At 74.1% G+C, this 14,442-nt stretch carries 10 protein-coding genes; 7 read left to right on the top strand and 3 right to left on the bottom strand.

Translation table 11 applies throughout. The annotated features are described in order from the left end of the window. Nucleotides 1–144: 144 nt before the first annotated feature. Together ACWCQM_RS16205 and ACWCQM_RS16200 are read right to left on the bottom strand one after the other, a co-directional pair. Nucleotides 145–1,803 (bottom strand): DUF5691 domain-containing protein, encoded by a 1,659-nt coding sequence (locus ACWCQM_RS16205; RefSeq protein WP_450915943.1) that lies wholly within the window; start codon nucleotides 1,801–1,803, stop codon nucleotides 145–147. A gap of 189 nt (nucleotides 1,804–1,992) precedes the next feature. Beyond that, entirely contained in the window at nucleotides 1,993–3,204 is a 1,212-nt protein-coding gene (locus ACWCQM_RS16200) for a hypothetical protein (protein ID WP_450915942.1), read from the bottom strand. Here ACWCQM_RS16200 and ACWCQM_RS16195 point away from each other — a divergent pair. The 6 genes from ACWCQM_RS16195 (at nucleotide 3,178) to sucD (ending at nucleotide 10,838) form a co-directional block, all read left to right on the top strand. Continuing rightward, the gene (locus tag ACWCQM_RS16195) at nucleotides 3,178–3,618 is read left to right on the top strand and encodes an MmpS family transport accessory protein (protein WP_450915941.1); all 441 of its coding nucleotides are present in this window, start codon (nucleotides 3,178–3,180) and stop codon (nucleotides 3,616–3,618) included. The two genes, ACWCQM_RS16200 and ACWCQM_RS16195, sit on opposite strands and share 27 nt — an antisense overlap. Before the next feature lie 108 nt (nucleotides 3,619–3,726). Continuing rightward, nucleotides 3,727–4,836 carry an ATP-binding protein gene (locus ACWCQM_RS16190; RefSeq protein ID WP_450915940.1) on the top strand — a complete coding sequence of 370 codons (1,110 nt, stop codon included), beginning with the start codon at nucleotides 3,727–3,729 and terminating at the stop codon, nucleotides 4,834–4,836. Next, complete coding sequence (locus tag ACWCQM_RS16185; RefSeq protein ID WP_450915939.1) at nucleotides 4,833–7,148, top strand: DUF5682 family protein; 2,316 nt, start codon at nucleotides 4,833–4,835, stop codon at nucleotides 7,146–7,148. Before ACWCQM_RS16190 ends, ACWCQM_RS16185 begins: the two co-directional genes overlap by 4 nt. Nucleotides 7,149–7,219: 71 nt before the next feature. Continuing rightward, nucleotides 7,220–8,461, top strand: coding sequence for a VWA domain-containing protein (locus ACWCQM_RS16180; protein WP_450915938.1), 1,242 nt, complete (start codon nucleotides 7,220–7,222; stop codon nucleotides 8,459–8,461). Nucleotides 8,462–8,750: 289 nt separating this feature from the next. Beyond that, nucleotides 8,751–9,932, top strand: coding sequence for an ADP-forming succinate--CoA ligase subunit beta (gene sucC, locus ACWCQM_RS16175; protein WP_450915937.1), 1,182 nt, complete (start codon nucleotides 8,751–8,753; stop codon nucleotides 9,930–9,932). A 21-nt stretch (nucleotides 9,933–9,953) separates the two neighbouring features. Beyond that, on the top strand, nucleotides 9,954–10,838 hold the full coding sequence (gene sucD, locus ACWCQM_RS16170) for a succinate--CoA ligase subunit alpha (RefSeq protein WP_450915936.1): 885 nt from the start codon (nucleotides 9,954–9,956) through the stop codon (nucleotides 10,836–10,838). 102 nt (nucleotides 10,839–10,940) lie between these two features. On the opposite strand, the gene ACWCQM_RS16165 is transcribed toward sucD, so the two are convergent. Beyond that, complete coding sequence (locus ACWCQM_RS16165; RefSeq protein WP_450915935.1) at nucleotides 10,941–12,311, bottom strand: helix-turn-helix domain-containing protein; 1,371 nt, start codon at nucleotides 12,309–12,311, stop codon at nucleotides 10,941–10,943. Between the two features lie 131 nt (nucleotides 12,312–12,442). On the opposite strand from ACWCQM_RS16165, the gene ACWCQM_RS16160 reads away from it, so the two are divergent. Next, complete coding sequence (locus ACWCQM_RS16160; RefSeq protein WP_450916085.1) at nucleotides 12,443–14,407, top strand: cell division protein PerM; 1,965 nt, start codon at nucleotides 12,443–12,445, stop codon at nucleotides 14,405–14,407. The last annotated feature ends 35 nt before the right edge of the window (nucleotides 14,408–14,442 follow it).

The following is a 14,442-nucleotide window of genomic DNA, read 5'->3' as shown; positions in this document are numbered from 1 at the left end:
TGCGCCCGCGTTCGTGGGCGAGTGGGCTCGGGGAGGCGGTCTGCGTCCGCGTTCCTGGGGCGGAGGGTCCGGGCCGGTGGGTTCCGGGCGGCCGTGTCGGATCTGCGGGTGGCCCGACCAGGCGCGTCCGGCCTGGTGGGCTGGTCAGGCCCGGGTGCTGCCCGTACCTTCCGGGGCGGCCGGGGCATCCGATGCCAGTTCGGCGTCCATCGTGGCGCGCAGGCGCAGGGTGGAGACCAGGCGCTGGAAGGCCTCCGACCAGTAGCCCCCCGCGCCGGGTGACGCGTCCTCCGGCTCGTCCGGGGTGGTCGTGAGCACAGCGAGACGGTCCGCCTCGGCGGGATTCAGGCAGCGCTCGGCCAGCCCCATCACTCCGCTGAAGCTCCAGGGGTAGCTGCCCGCGTCCCTGGCGATGTCCAGCGCGTCGACCACCGACCGCCCGAGCGGCGCGTCCCAGGGCACGGCGCACACGCCGAGCAGCTGGAAGGCCTCGGACAGACCGTGCGCCGCCACGAATCCGGCGACCCAGAGCGCCCGCTCGGCGGACGGCAGGGTGGCGAGGAGCTTCGACCGCTCCGCCAGGGACGCGGTGCCCGGGCCGTTGGCCGGGGGTGTCGAAGGGGCGCCGAGCAGAGCCCTCGCCCAGTCGGGGTTCCGCTGCCGCACCGCCGCCCGGCACCAGGCGGCGTGCAGCTCCCCGGCCCAGCCGTCGGCGACCGGCAGTGCCACGAGCTCCTGGGGCGTGCGGCCGTCGAACCTCTCCACCCAGACGCCGAGCGGGGCCGCTTCCACCAACTGGCCCAGCCACCAGGAGCGTTCGCCCCGCCCCGACGGCGGCACGGGCACGACACCGTCACGCTGCATCGCGGCATCGCACTCGTGCGGCGCCTCCACGGCTATCGACACCGCGCCCTCCGTGCGGTCCGGGTTCACGCAGGACCTGGCCCGGGCCGCCATCCGACGGGCGAGCGCCGATTCCGGCAGCGCGGACAGCAGTTCGGCCGCTGTGGCGCGGACGTTGCGGCTGCGGTCCGCCAGGGCCTCTTCGAGGAAGGCCTCGTCCGCCGCCGAGAGCCCGGCCCGCAGGGAGTCCAGGAACATCAGCCGGTCCTCGGCCCGCTCCGTGGACCAGGTGCCGGCGAGCAGTGACCGGGCCGCGCCGGGATCCCGCTCCCGTACGGCGCCGAGCAGCGCGACCCGCTCCGCGAACAGCCCTTCGTCCCAGAGCTCGCGCACCGCCTCCGGGTCCTCCGGGTCCGGCCGGTGTGCCCCCTGGGACGAGGCCCGCAGTGCGAACCTCCACTCCGGGTTCAGCCCGGCCAGCCAGAGCCCGCGCGGCCCGGCGAACGCCAGGGCGAGCGGGCGCAGGTCCGTACGCGCCCGGGCCGCGTCCAGCAGCGCGGGCAGCAGCTCCGCCGGTGCGCGGAAGCCGCGCGCCCCCGCGGTGATCAGCCACTGGGGGATGAGCTCGGTGAGATCGGGGGCCGCTCCGCGCCGCCCGCCGCCGGGCGGCGCCGAGTGGTCGGCGAGCAGCTGGGCGAGTCGGTGCCGGGCGGCTGCGGGCAGCGGGCGCCGCGGATCGTCGGGTGCGGGCGAGGGCACGGCCGCCCCGGCGGCCGGCCGCAGCGAGGCCCTGCGCCGCACGGTGTGCATCGCTGCCGCGTCGAGCAGCTCCGACGGTCCTGCCGGGCTGCCGCCCTCCGCCCGCAGGGGGCGCCGCTCGGTGCCGAGCAGCGCCGAGGTGACGAGGTCTTCCCAACGGGCGCCCGTGAGTGTGCCGGTCGTCGTGCGAGTGGTGGGCATCGGTCCCTCCGTCGGTCGGCTGTGTGCGGTTCGTGGGTGCGTCGCCTGTGTGCTTCAGGAGCACGTGCGCTTCAAGAGCTTCAAGAGCACGTGTGCTTCAGGAGCACGTGCGCTTCAGGGGAACGGGGCGGCGGGATGGCGGGATGGCGGGATGGCCGAGGACAACGCGATGCGCCTCGGACGAAGACCTCAGACGAGCGCCACGGCCGATCCCTCCCCGGCCCCACCCGAGGGCCCCGCGCACCATGCCGCTATCGGGTCGAACCCCCGGTGGCCGCACTCCCCGAACACGGTCAGCGGGCCGCCGCCGGAGAGCGCCACGAGCTTCCACAGGCCCGGCCGGGACAGCGCCCGGGGGACGATCGGCAGCGCGGAACCGTCCGCCGCGCCGACCAGCTGCCAGCCGTCCCCGGACGGCGCGGGTATGACGTCGCCCAGGGTGAACGGCCAGGCCTCCAGCCAGGGATCGTCCCGCAGGGCGCGCCCGTACGCCGCGAGGGCGTCGGCCGTCGTCCCGCCCGGCGGCGGCGCCGCCGAGGCGACGGGTTCACCGAACCGCTCGCCCAGCTCGGCCCGCAGGCCTCCACCGCCCGGATACGGCGTCAGTTCGGCGTCGATCACCGTGCCGGCCGGCAGCGACGGTGCCGGTCCCCGCCCCGGCGCCCCGTAGGAGAGGAGCAGGGCCGTGTGCGCCGACTCCCTGCCGTACAGCCAGATGCGGCGGGTGACGATCCTGCCGTCCGGTGTGTCGTACTGAGCGAGGACCAGCCAGTGGTCCCGGACGGCAGGGCCGTCGGCGGAGCCGGTCAGCCCCACTCTCGTACGCACCGTCGAGGCCAGCGGGCCGGGCAGCCGGTCGAGGCCGAGCCAGGCCGTGTCCAGCAGATGCAGGAGCGCACACTCCTCCAGCAGTCGCACGGGCCAGCCGGAACCCGACGCCGGGACCGCGCCCAATTCCCGCACCCGGGCGGCGAGTCCGGGAGCCTGGGCGTCGACCATGCGGGCGGCGGTCTCCTCCCACAGGCCGTGGCCGGGCCGGTCGGTCGCCGCGAGGCCGCCGCGCAGCAGGTCGGTGAGGCGCTGCTCCAGCTCCTGAGCGCCGCCGGTGATGCGCTCGGCCCTGCGGCCGGCGCGCCGGACGGCCGCCGCCGAGCGCGCGGCGGCAGTCACGTCCTCGGCCCGGACCTCCCCGGGACCGGCGGATCGCGAAGGTTTTCCCCCGTTGGACACCATCATGGGAACGACGTTAGAACGCCCCACTGACAATCGGCCTTGACCTGCGACTCCGCCCGCTCCGAGGTGACTTGACCGTTTCGCCTCCGTGCGCTTCCCTGCGAGGGAGAGAGTGTTTCGAGAAACAACGGGGGAAATCTGATGTATCGCACCACGCGCACCACCCATCTCAGACGCACCATCCGTGCCGGAGCCGCGGCGCTTGCCGTCTGCGGCCTCGCACTCACCGCGGCTGCCTGTTCCGAATCAGCAGTGGACACGGTCGACGACATCGTGGACGAGACGTACGAGGTGACGTACGAGGTCACCGGTACGGGCGCCGAGCAGATCCAGTTCCACGGCGGTGGCGGGAAGGCCATGGAACCGAAGATCGAGACGGTCGACTCACCCGCACTGCCGTGGAAGAAGACCGTCACTCTGCGCGGGATCATGCCGCCCGCGGTCATGCCCGTGGGGACCGCCGAGGGCGCGGCCGACATCGCCTGCACGATCACGTACAAGGGCAAGGTGATAGAGGAGGCGAAGGGCGAGGAGATCCTCACCAGCGGCGGCTGCGTCGCGGTCTCCCCCGTCACGGGCTGACGCTCCGTCCGTTCCGCATCGGTCCCGGCCGCACCGGCCGGGACCGATTGTCAGTGGCATGGTGCACCGTGGAAACCGCATCGGATCGACCGATCCGGAGGGGGATCCATGACCGTGTCCGAACAGACCGACGCAGCCCGCGAAGCCCTGAGGCCGCACGCCGAGCACGCCTTCGCCGGTGAGCTCAAGGCGCTCGCCGCCGCCGACGACCGTCCCAGGCCCGCCCGTTGGAAGCTCTCGCCCTGGGCCGTCTGCACCTATCTGCTCGGCGGGACACTCCCCGACGGCACCCTGATCACACCGAAGTACGTAGGACCGCGCCGCCTCGTCGAGGTCGCCGTGACCACGCTCGCCACCGACCGTGCCCTGCTCCTGCTAGGTGTGCCGGGCACCGCCAAGACCTGGGTGTCCGAGCATCTGGCGGCGGCCGTCAGCGGGGACTCCACCCTGCTCGTCCAGGGCACCGCGGGCACCCCCGAGGAAGCCGTCCGCTACGGGTGGAACTACGCGCGGCTGCTGGCCGACGGCCCCAGCCGCGAGGCCCTGGTGCCCAGTCCCGTCATGCGGGCCATGGGCGAAGGCATGACCGTCCGCGTCGAGGAGCTCACCCGTATCCCCGCCGATGTGCAGGACGCACTCATCACGATCCTGTCGGAGAAGACGCTCCCGGTCCCCGAGCTGGGCCAGGAGGTCCAGGCCGTCCGGGGGTTCAATCTCGTCGCCACGGCGAACGACCGCGACCGCGGGGTCAACGAGCTCTCCAGCGCCCTGCGCCGCCGCTTCAACACCGTGGTGCTCCCGCTGCCCGCGACGACCGAGGACGAGGTGGACATCGTGTCCCGGCGCGTCGCTCAGACGGGCCACGCGCTCGACCTGCCCGCGGCGCCCGAGGGCCTGGCCGAGATCCGGCGCGTCGTCACGGTCTTCCGTGAACTGCGCGACGGAGTGACGGCCGACGGCCGCACCAAGCTCAAGTCCCCGTCGGGGACGCTGTCCACGGCCGAGGCCATCTCCGTCGTCACCGGAGGCCTCGCGCTCGCGGCCCACTTCGGCGACGGCGTCCTGCGCCCCGGCGACGTGGTGGACGGCATCCTCGGCGCAGTCGTCCGCGATCCCGCGTCGGACCGCCTGATCTGGCAGGAGTACGTGGAGACCGTCGTGCGGGAGCGCGAGGGCTGGCAGGACTTCTACCGCGCCTGCCGTGAGGCGGCCGCATGACGTCCCGCGCCCCGGCACCCACCGTGCACGGAGGGCCGCTGCTGCTCGGGGTGCGCCACCACGGCCCCGGCTCCGCACGCGCGGTCCACGCGGCGCTGGAGGCCGCACGGCCCCGGGCGGTGCTCATCGAGGGGCCGCCCGAGGCCGACGCGCTGCTGCCGCTCGCCGGCGACGCCCGGATGCGGCCGCCGGTCGCGCTGCTCGCCCATGCCGTGGACGACCCGGGGCGCGCCTCGTTCTGGCCGATGGCCGACTTCTCTCCCGAGTGGGTGGCGATCCGCTGGTCTCTGGCGCACGGCGTTCCGGTGCGCTTCGCGGATCTCCCCGCCGCCAACTCCCTGGCGATGACGGAGCATGCGGAGAGGCAGCCGGGGGAGGACGGACGGATCGTCGATCCGATCGGGATACTCGCCGGGACCGCGGGTTACGACGACCCGGAGCGCTGGTGGGAGGACGTCGTCGAGCACCGCGCGGCGGACGGGCGGCCCGCCGACCCGCTCGCACCCTTCGCCGCGCTCGCCGAGGCGATGGCGGCGCTGCGCGAGGCCTACGGGGACGGGGGCCATCCGCAGGACGCCGTCCGGGAGGCGTGCATGCGCCTCCAGCTGCGGTCCGCCCGCAAGGAGTTCGGAGACGGCGTCGCCGTCGTGTGCGGCGCGTGGCACGTGCCCGCGCTCGCCGCACGCGCCACCGTCGCCGCCGACCGGTCGCTCCTCAAGGGAATCCCCAAGGTGAGGACGGAGCTGACCTGGGTGCCCTGGACCCATCGCCGGCTCGCCCGGCACAGCGGATACGGCGCGGGAATCGAGTCCCCCGGGTGGTACGGCCATCTGTTCGCCTCCTCCGACCGGCCCGTGGAGCGCTGGATGACGAAGGTCGCGGGACTGCTGCGCGGGGAGGACATGCCCGTCTCCTCCGCGCATGTCATCGAGGCCGTCCGGCTCGCCGGGACGCTGGCGGCCCTGCGCGACCGCCCGGCTGTCGGTCTGACCGAGGCCACCGACGCGGTCCGGGCCGTCATGTGCGAAGGGTCCGACGTGCCGCTCGCCCTCGTGCGGGACCGGCTCGTCGTCGGCGAGATCCTCGGGGAGGTCCCGGACACCGCCCCGGCCGTCCCTCTCCAGCGCGATCTGGACAGACAGCAGCGCACCCTGCGGCTCCGGCCCGAGGCGGAGGGACGCGAGCTGGACCTCGACCTCCGCAAGGACACCGACGCCGCCCGCAGCAGACTGCTGCACCGGCTGAGGCTCCTCGGGGTGGACTGGGGCACACCCTCGGCGGGCCGCGGCAGCACGGGCACCTTCCGGGAGAGCTGGCGGCTGCGCTGGGAGCCCGAGCTCTTCGTGCGGATCGCGGAAGCCGGGGTCTGGGGCACCACCGTGCTCGCCGCCGCGACCGCGCGGGCCGAGGCGGACGCCCTCTCGGCGCCGTCGCTCGCCTCCGTCACCGCGCTCGCCGAGCGGTGTCTCCTGGCCGGGCTCACCGAGGCTCTGCCCGTCGTGATGCGGGCCCTCGCCGCCCGGGCCGCGCTCGACGCGGACGTCGGCCACCTCGCCGACGCACTGCCCGCCCTGGCCCGCTCCCTGAGATACGGGGACGTGCGGTCCACGGACACCGCGGCCCTGGGAGAGGTCGCCATCGGCCTCGCCGAGCGGGTCCGCGTCGGACTGCCTCCCGCCTGCACCGGCCTCGACGAGGACGGAGCGGCGGAGATGCGCGGCCGGGTGGAAGGCGTGCACACCGCCGTGGGACTGCTCGCGGATGTCGCGGGCGCCGAGGGCCTTCCCGAGCGCTGGGCCGGCGCCCTGCGCAAGCTCTCCGCCAGGGACACGGTCGCCGGGGTGATCCGGGGCCGCGCCGCACGACTGCTGCTGGACGACGGAGGGCTCGCCGAGAGCGAGGCGGCACTGCTGATGGGCCTGACCCTCTCACCCGGCACCCCGCCCGCCGACGCGGCGGCATGGATCGAGGGCTTCGTCGGCGCGGCCACCGGCGGAGGGATGCTGCTCGTCCACGACGAGCGGCTCCTCGGACTCGTCGACACCTGGCTGACGGGCATACCGGCCGAGGAGTTCACCGGCGTACTGCCCCTGCTGCGCCGCACGTTCTCGGCCTACGAGCCGGGAGTGCGGCGGACCTTGGGCGACCTCGTCCGCCGGGGACCGGACCCAGGGCGCATCCACGACACGGACGGGGCGGCGGCCCCGGGCTTCGGCGAGGGGCACGACGAGGAGCGTGCCGACGCGGTGGTCCCGGTGCTCCGGCTGCTGCTCGGCCTCGACACCTCCGCGGGACGGAAGGCGACCGGATGACCGGGGCGCGGCCGGACGCGCGTCCGGCCCCCACGAGGACGGCGGACACGAGAGAGGAAGGGGAGGGGGCGATGACCGTGACACCCGCCGACGAGGAGCGGTTGCGGCGCTGGCGGCTGGTGCTCGGCGCGGACAGCGCCGGGACCACGGGCCAGGAGCTCACCGGCCGTGACGCGGCGATGGACGGGGCGCTGGCTTCGCTCTACGGCGACGGGACCGGAGCGAAGAAGCCGGGCGGCCGGGGGCCGGCCGAGCGTTCCGGAGGGCTCGGGGCCTCCGCGCCGTCCGTCGCCCGCTGGCTCGGGGACATCCGCCGGTACTTCCCGAGCTCCGTCGTCCAGGTCATGCAGCGTGACGCGATCGACCGCCTGGGACTGTCCGCGCTGCTGCTGGAGCCCGAGATGCTGGAGGCCGTCGAGCCGGACGTACACCTGGTCGGAACTCTGCTCTCGCTCGGCAAGGCCATGCCGGAGACCACGCGGGAGACGGCCCGAGCGGTCGTACGCAAGGTCGTCGACGACCTGGAGCACCGGCTGGCCACCCGCACCAGGGCGACGCTCACCGGCGCCCTGGACCGCACCGCCAGGACCGGACGGCCGCGTGGGCGGGACATCGACTGGGACCGCACGATCCGCGCCAACCTCAAGAACTACGTGCCGTTCCCCGGCGCCGACGGGGCCGGTCGGGCTGGTGCCGAGGGGGAGGAGAGGGCGGGAAGAGCGGCCGGAGCGGGCACGGTCGTCCCTGAGCGCCTCATCGGTTACGGACGCACCGACCGGTCGGTGAAGAAGGACGTCATCCTCTGCGTCGACCAGTCGGGCTCCATGGCCGCCTCCGTCGTCCACGCCTCGGTCTTCGGCGCGGTCCTCGCGTCCATGCGCACCCTGTCGACCCGGCTCGTCGTCTTCGACACGGCCGTCGTCGACCTCACCGACCAGCTCGACGACCCGGTCGACGTCCTGTTCGGCACCCAGCTCGGTGGCGGGACGGACATCAACCGCGCCCTCGCCTACTGCCGGTCGAGAATCACCCGTCCGGCGGACACCGTCGTCGTGCTCATCAGCGACCTCCACGAGGGAGGAATCCGCGACGGCATGATCGGCCGGGTCGCCGAGATGAAGGCGTCCGGCGTGCAGTTCGTCGCCCTGCTGGCGCTCTCCGACGAGGGAGCGCCCTCCTGGGACCGGGAGCACGCCGCCGCGCTGGCGGCGCTCGGCGTACCGGCCTTCGCCTGCACTCCCGACCTGTTCCCGGAGGTGATGGCGGCGGCGGTCGAGAAGCGGCCCCTGCCGGTGCCCGACACCGGCGGATAAGCGGAACCAGACGGTCCGCACCTCGTCACCGACGGTCCGGGCCCTACCCGCACGGCACGCCGTTTTGTCCGCGACACCCCGGCCACCAGCGTGATCTGTGACCGGTATCACCGCTCAGGTGTGATCCGCAATTTAGGGTCCGGACTCGCGCGGGGGATAACCTGCCGGATGGACATGCCGCGTACCCGGTCACCGTGTGCGCCTCCCTAGTGACTGCGCAGTCACGTTGCCCTCGCGGCACGCCCACGCAGAAAACGAACCGCGAGACCACTAAAAGGGACGGACGCGCGTGGACCTGTTCGAGTACCAGGCGAGGGACCTCTTCGCCAAGCACGGTGTACCGGTGCTGGCCGGTGAAGTCATTGACACGCCTGAGGCAGCCCGCGAGGCGACCGAGCGGCTGGGCGGCAAGTCCGTCGTCAAGGCGCAGGTGAAGGTCGGCGGCCGCGGCAAGGCCGGCGGCGTCAAGCTGGCTGCCACCCCCGACGAGGCGGTCGCGCGTGCGACCGACATCCTCGGCATGGACATCAAGGGCCACACGGTCCACAAGGTGATGATCGCCGAGCTGTCCCCGGAGATCGAGGCGGAGTACTACGTCTCGTACCTCCTCGACCGCACCAACCGCACCTTCCTCGCCATGGCGTCGGTGCAGGGCGGCATGGACATCGAGGAGGTCGCGGAGAAGACCCCCGAGGCCCTCGCGAAGGTCCCGGTCAACGCCGTCGACGGCGTCGACATCGAGAAGGCCCGCGAGATCGTGGCCCAGGCGAAGTTCCCGGCCGAGGTGGCCGAGGGTGTCGCCGAGGCCCTGGTGACCCTGTGGGACACCTTCGTCGCCGAGGACGCGCTCCTCGTCGAGGTCAACCCGCTGGTGAAGACCAAGGACGGCCGCATCCTGGCCCTGGACGGAAAGGTGTCTCTCGACGAGAACGCCGACTTCCGCCAGCCCGGCCACGAGGCGCTCGAGGACAAGGCCGCGGCCAACCCCCTCGAGGCCGCCGCCAAGGCCAAGAACCTCAACTACGTCAAGCTCGACGGCGAGGTCGGCATCATCGGTAACGGTGCCGGTCTGGTCATGTCGACCCTGGACGTCGTCGCGTACGCCGGTGAGAACCACGGCAACGTGAAGCCCGCCAACTTCCTCGACATCGGTGGCGGCGCCTCCGCAGAGGTCATGGCGAACGGCCTGGAGATCATCCTCGGCGACCCGGACGTCAAGTCCGTCTTCGTCAACGTCTTCGGCGGCATCACCGCGTGCGACGAGGTCGCCAACGGCATCGTCCAGGCCCTGGAGCTGCTCAAGTCCAAGGGCGAGGACGTCACCAAGCCGCTGGTCGTGCGCCTCGACGGCAACAACGCGGAGCTGGGTCGCAAGATCCTCTCCGACGCCAACCACCCGCTCGTTCAGCGTGTGGACACCATGGACGGCGCGGCCGACAAGGCCGCCGAGCTCGCCGCGGCTGCGAAGTAAAGGACGAGGGACTCCAACACCATGGCTATCTTCCTCACCAAGGACAGCAAGGTCATCGTCCAGGGGATGACCGGCGCCACGGGCATGAAGCACACCAAGCTCATGCTGGCCGACGGCACCAACATCGTCGGTGGCGTGAACCCCCGCAAGGCGGGCACCTCCGTCGACTTCGACGGCACCGAGGTACCCGTATTCGGCTCCGTCGCCGAGGCGATGGAGAAGACCGGCGCCGACGTGTCGGTCCTCTTCGTGCCGCCGGCCTTCGCGAAGGCCGCCGTCGTCGAGGCGATCGACGCCGAGATCCCGCTGGCCGTCGTGATCACCGAGGGCATCGCCGTCCACGACTCGGCCGCCTTCTGGGCGTACGCCGGCTCGAAGGGCAACAAGACCCGGATCATCGGCCCGAACTGTCCCGGCCTGATCACCCCCGGCCAGTCCAACGCCGGCATCATCCCGGGCGACATCACCAAGCCCGGCCGCATCGGTCTGGTGTCCAAGTCCGGCACGCTGACCTACCAGATGATGTACGAGCTCCGTGACATCGGCTTCTCGTCCGCCGTCGGCATCGGTGGCGACCCGGTCATCGGCACGACGCACATCGACGCCCTCGCGGCGTTCGAGGCGGACCCCGACACCGACCTCATCGTGATGATCGGCGAGATCGGCGGCGACGCCGAGGAGCGCGCCGCCGACTTCATCGCGAAGAACGTCACCAAGCCGGTCGTCGGTTACGTCGCGGGCTTCACCGCCCCCGAGGGCAAGACCATGGGCCACGCCGGCGCCATCGTCTCCGGCTCCTCCGGCACCGCCGCCGCGAAGAAGGAGGCCCTCGAGGCCGCCGGCGTCAAGGTCGGCAAGACGCCGACCGAGACCGCCAAGCTGGCGCGCGAGATCCTCAACGGCTGACGGTCCACCGCTCGGCCGCCGCACTGCGGCACGGCGCGGGCCCGCACCCCCTGAGAAGGAGGTGCGGGCCCGCGCCGTTCGCGTAACCTCGGGAGCCGCCCGTCAGGGAATCTCCGGAACCAGGCGCTCCGGTCCGTGCGCGAGCTCGCCCCGCAGAGCCTTCTGCAGCTTCAGGTCCTGGGGAGTCAGCTTCTCGGGGCCGCCCCGTGGAGGTACGCCGCCGACCCGTTCGGCCGGATACAGCGGCTGTTCGTACTGGGTGGGGGCCGTCTGCAGCGTGAACGCCGTCGTCCCGACGAGCAGCACCGCGAAGCCGATCGCCGCCCGGGTCCAGAGCCGCGCGACGCGCTCGCTGCCCGCGCGCACGGCGGGGGCCGGCGGCGGCTCGGGTACGTCCTCGCCGAGGGCCAGCGCGCCGAGCCGCTGGTGCAGCACCTCGGACCGGCCGCCGGTTTCCAAGGGCTCCGTCAGCTCCGGCAGCCGCTCGGCGACGGCGGCCCGCGCGTTGATCAGCCGGTTCGCCGCGGCGGGGGTGCTGGCCTCCGTCTCCGCGGCGGTCTCCGGCAGCCCCAGGCCCACGCCGTCGTGGAGCAGCAGGGTGCGGCGGGACGCGGGCGGCAGAGCGAGCAGCGTATCCAGCAGCGCGCGCCGCGCCGCGTCCTCGGGCAGCGCGTCCGGGAGGCGATGGGTGCGGCGCAGCCGGTGCCAGGGCGACATCGCGTACTCGTACGCCGCCGCCCGCACCCAGCCCGCCGGGTCCCGGTCCCTGGCCACCTCGGGCCAGCGCTGCCAGGCGATCCTGAAGGCGTGCTCGACCGCCTCCCGGGCGAGCCTCCGACGGCCCGTCAGCAGATAGGCCTGACGGGTGAGGCCGGGCGCGGCATAGGCGTACAGCGCGTCGAACGCCTCCTCCGCGGTGAGGCCCCCGGGCCTCTGCGGGCTCTCCGCGCTCTCCGGCCCCTGCGGGCCCGGGGTGTCCGTGGCGTCCGGGGCGGGCCCCTGAGCGTCATCCGGTGACGGCCCGTCCGGTGCGGGCGTTCCGGGGGGCGGGCCGCCGCCGACGGATGCGGTGGGTACGGCGGATGCGGTGAGCACGGCGGTTGACGGCCCGTCCGGTGACGGCCCGTCCGGTGACGGCCCGTCCGCCCCCGGGGTCACGGATGCGGTCGGGGCGCCCTCGGCGGCGCCGGCGCCGGGCTCGGTCGGGGACATCGCGCTGCTCCCGTTGGCTTCGACGGAGGGGGGCGGCGCGGGACGGTCCCCGGCGCAGCCGATCAGCCTGGCGTAGGCCTTGCGCCGACGGCCCCGTGGGCTCGCGCGCCCTGTTTCCCAGGCGCGGACGGTGGCGGGCGTGACGCCCACGGCGGTCGCGACCTGTTCCTCACTCAGTGCCCTTGCCTCGCGCAGTCTGCGGCGCTCCACGGGGGAGGGCAGCGGGGCGGCGGGGGCCGGGCCGGTGGCGCTCCGTGTCATGCCCGGCCTCCGTCCCCGAGGGCACTGAACTGGGTGAAAAAGCACATAAACGTATATTGAGCGACACAGCGGCCATTCGCCCGTTACACGGAATAAGGGCGTGTCGTTGGCAGCATGGCCGTGTGACCCAAGTGACCGAGCGCAGCACGATGTTGCCCGCCGAGCGAAGCAGGTCCGTCGCACTCGTCTCCGCGTTCGTGCGCGGGGTGATCGCCGCGGGGCTCGGGCTCGGCTCGCTGGCCGTCGTGGTCATGGTGCTGTGGATCAGCTCCCCGTACCCCGACAGCGGGCCGGACGGCGCCTTCCACGTGGCGACCTCGCTCTGGCTGCTCGCCCACGGTGCCGAACTGGTCAGGGCCGACACCGTCGGCGGACACCCGTCGCCCGTGGCGACCGTGCCGCTGCTGCTCGTCGCGCTGCCCGTGTGGCTCATCCACCGGGCGGCCAGGGACTCGGCGGACCCCGACCCGGAGGGCGTGGGCGAGGACGCGGTGGAGAGCGGGAAGGAGGCGCAGGGCAGGCATTCGGCGGTCGGCATCTTCTGTGCGGTGAGCGCCGGATACCTCCTGGTGGTGCTGGGGGCGGCGGAGTACGCGCGGGGCGGCGGACTGTCCCCCGAGCGGGCCTCGCTCGGCTTCCCCGTCGCCTGCGTGGTGGCCGGTGCGGCAGCCGCCGGGGTCTGGGCCGCGCGTGGCCGCCCGCTGACCCCGCTGCTGGTCTGGGCGCCGCTGAGCGTGCAGGAAGCCGCCGCCCGTGCCCGCTTCCGGGCCAAGGCCGGTACGGCCCTGCGATCCGCCGCCGCCGGAATGCTGGTCCTGCTCGGCGGCGGGGCGGTGCTGGTCGCGGGGGCGCTGATGTGGCACGCGGGGGCGGCGCGGGAGTCCTTCGTCGGGCTGTCGGGCGACTGGGCGGGCAGGGTCTCCGTGCTGCTGCTGGCGGCAGCCCTCGTGCCGAACGCCGCGATGTGGGGGGCCGCCTACGGGCTCGGGCCGGGATTCGCCCTCGGTACGGCGTCGACGGCCACGCCCCTCGCCTTCACCGGGCCTCCCGCGCTGCCGGAGTTCCCGCTGCTCGCCGCGGTGCCCTCCCACGGCCCGGGTACGGCGGCGAACTGGTCGGCGGTCGCGGTGCCGGTTCTCGCCGCCCTGGCCGTCGCCCGGTTCACCGCGCGGGGGGCGGCGCCGGTGCGCGGGGCGCGCGAGGGGGCGTGGAGCCAGGGGCACACGGCCCTGGTGGCAGGGCTGGCGGCCGTCGGCTGCGGGGTCGGGGCCGCGGCACTGGCTGCGGCCTCGGGCGGTCCGCTGGGCACCGGGGCGCTCGCGGAGTTCGGCCCGGTCTGGTGGCTGGTCGGTCCCGCCGCCCTCGCGTGGACGGCCGTGATCGGTGTACCGGTGGCGCTGCTGATCAGGGCCTGGAGGTTGCGGGAGCAGCGGTGGGGATGGCGGTGGGACGCGGCGAAGGCGGAGCCCGCGGAGACCGGGACCGAACTCCCGGAGGAGAAGCCGGAGCGCACGGCGGAACGCAAGAGGGCGGAGCGAGGCGCGGCGAGCGGGCTCGGGCTCGGGGGAGCGGACGAGGACTCCGATCCGTACGAGTTCCTGTCGGCCGACCCGTGGCACGAGGACGGTGCGAGGCAGGCGCGCTGGGCCGCGCTGAAGAAGAACTCGGGGGGCCTGATGGCCGGCCTGCCGGGGCCGGATCCGGTGCCGGCCGCGGTGCCACTGCCCGGGGCGGAACCGGCGTCGACGCCCGCACCCGCCTCCGGGCCGGCGGCCTCCGGACTACCCGCCTCCGGACCGGCCGCCGCCGCACCCGGCATCGCAACCGGACCTGGCACCGCGACCGGACCTGGTGCGGCACCCGGCCCCGTTACGGCGCAGAGCTCCGGCAGGGCACTCGACCCCGCCCTCGCGCCCGCCCCCGGCACCCAGTCGACGTCCGGCACAGCGCCCGCCCCCGGCGCCGCGTCCACATCCGGCAGCGCGACCCCGCCCGGCCCCCCGCCGACGCCCCCGTCCGGCCCCGAGGAGCCGGACGGCCGGGACCCGGGTGCCCGGGGGCACTCGGATTCCGGCCGGGATTCCGCTCCGCAGTGATCGCGCGGAGCGGGTGGAGCAGGCAGGGTGCGGGG

It is taken from the genome of Streptomyces sp. NPDC002125, assembly GCF_053593715.1.
The sequence above is the reverse complement of the archived record's forward strand: the minus strand, read 5'-3'. Positions and strand labels throughout refer to the sequence as shown.

Bases quoted from the DNA above. Each gene is read 5' to 3' on its own strand.
- ACWCQM_RS16205 (WP_450915943.1), bottom strand. From the start codon at position 1,803: ATGCCCACCACTCGCACGACGACCGGCACACTCACGGGCGCCCGTTGG.
- ACWCQM_RS16195 (WP_450915941.1), top strand. From the start codon at position 3,178: ATGTATCGCACCACGCGCACCACCCATCTCAGACGCACCATCCGTGCC.
- ACWCQM_RS16200 (WP_450915942.1), bottom strand. From the start codon at position 3,204: ATGGGTGGTGCGCGTGGTGCGATACATCAGATTTCCCCCGTTGTTTCT.
- ACWCQM_RS16190 (WP_450915940.1), top strand. From the start codon at position 3,727: ATGACCGTGTCCGAACAGACCGACGCAGCCCGCGAAGCCCTGAGGCCG.
- ACWCQM_RS16185 (WP_450915939.1), top strand. From the start codon at position 4,833: ATGACGTCCCGCGCCCCGGCACCCACCGTGCACGGAGGGCCGCTGCTG.
- ACWCQM_RS16180 (WP_450915938.1), top strand. From the start codon at position 7,220: ATGACCGTGACACCCGCCGACGAGGAGCGGTTGCGGCGCTGGCGGCTG.
- sucD (WP_450915936.1), top strand. From the start codon at position 9,954: ATGGCTATCTTCCTCACCAAGGACAGCAAGGTCATCGTCCAGGGGATG.
- ACWCQM_RS16165 (WP_450915935.1), bottom strand. From the start codon at position 12,311: ATGACACGGAGCGCCACCGGCCCGGCCCCCGCCGCCCCGCTGCCCTCC.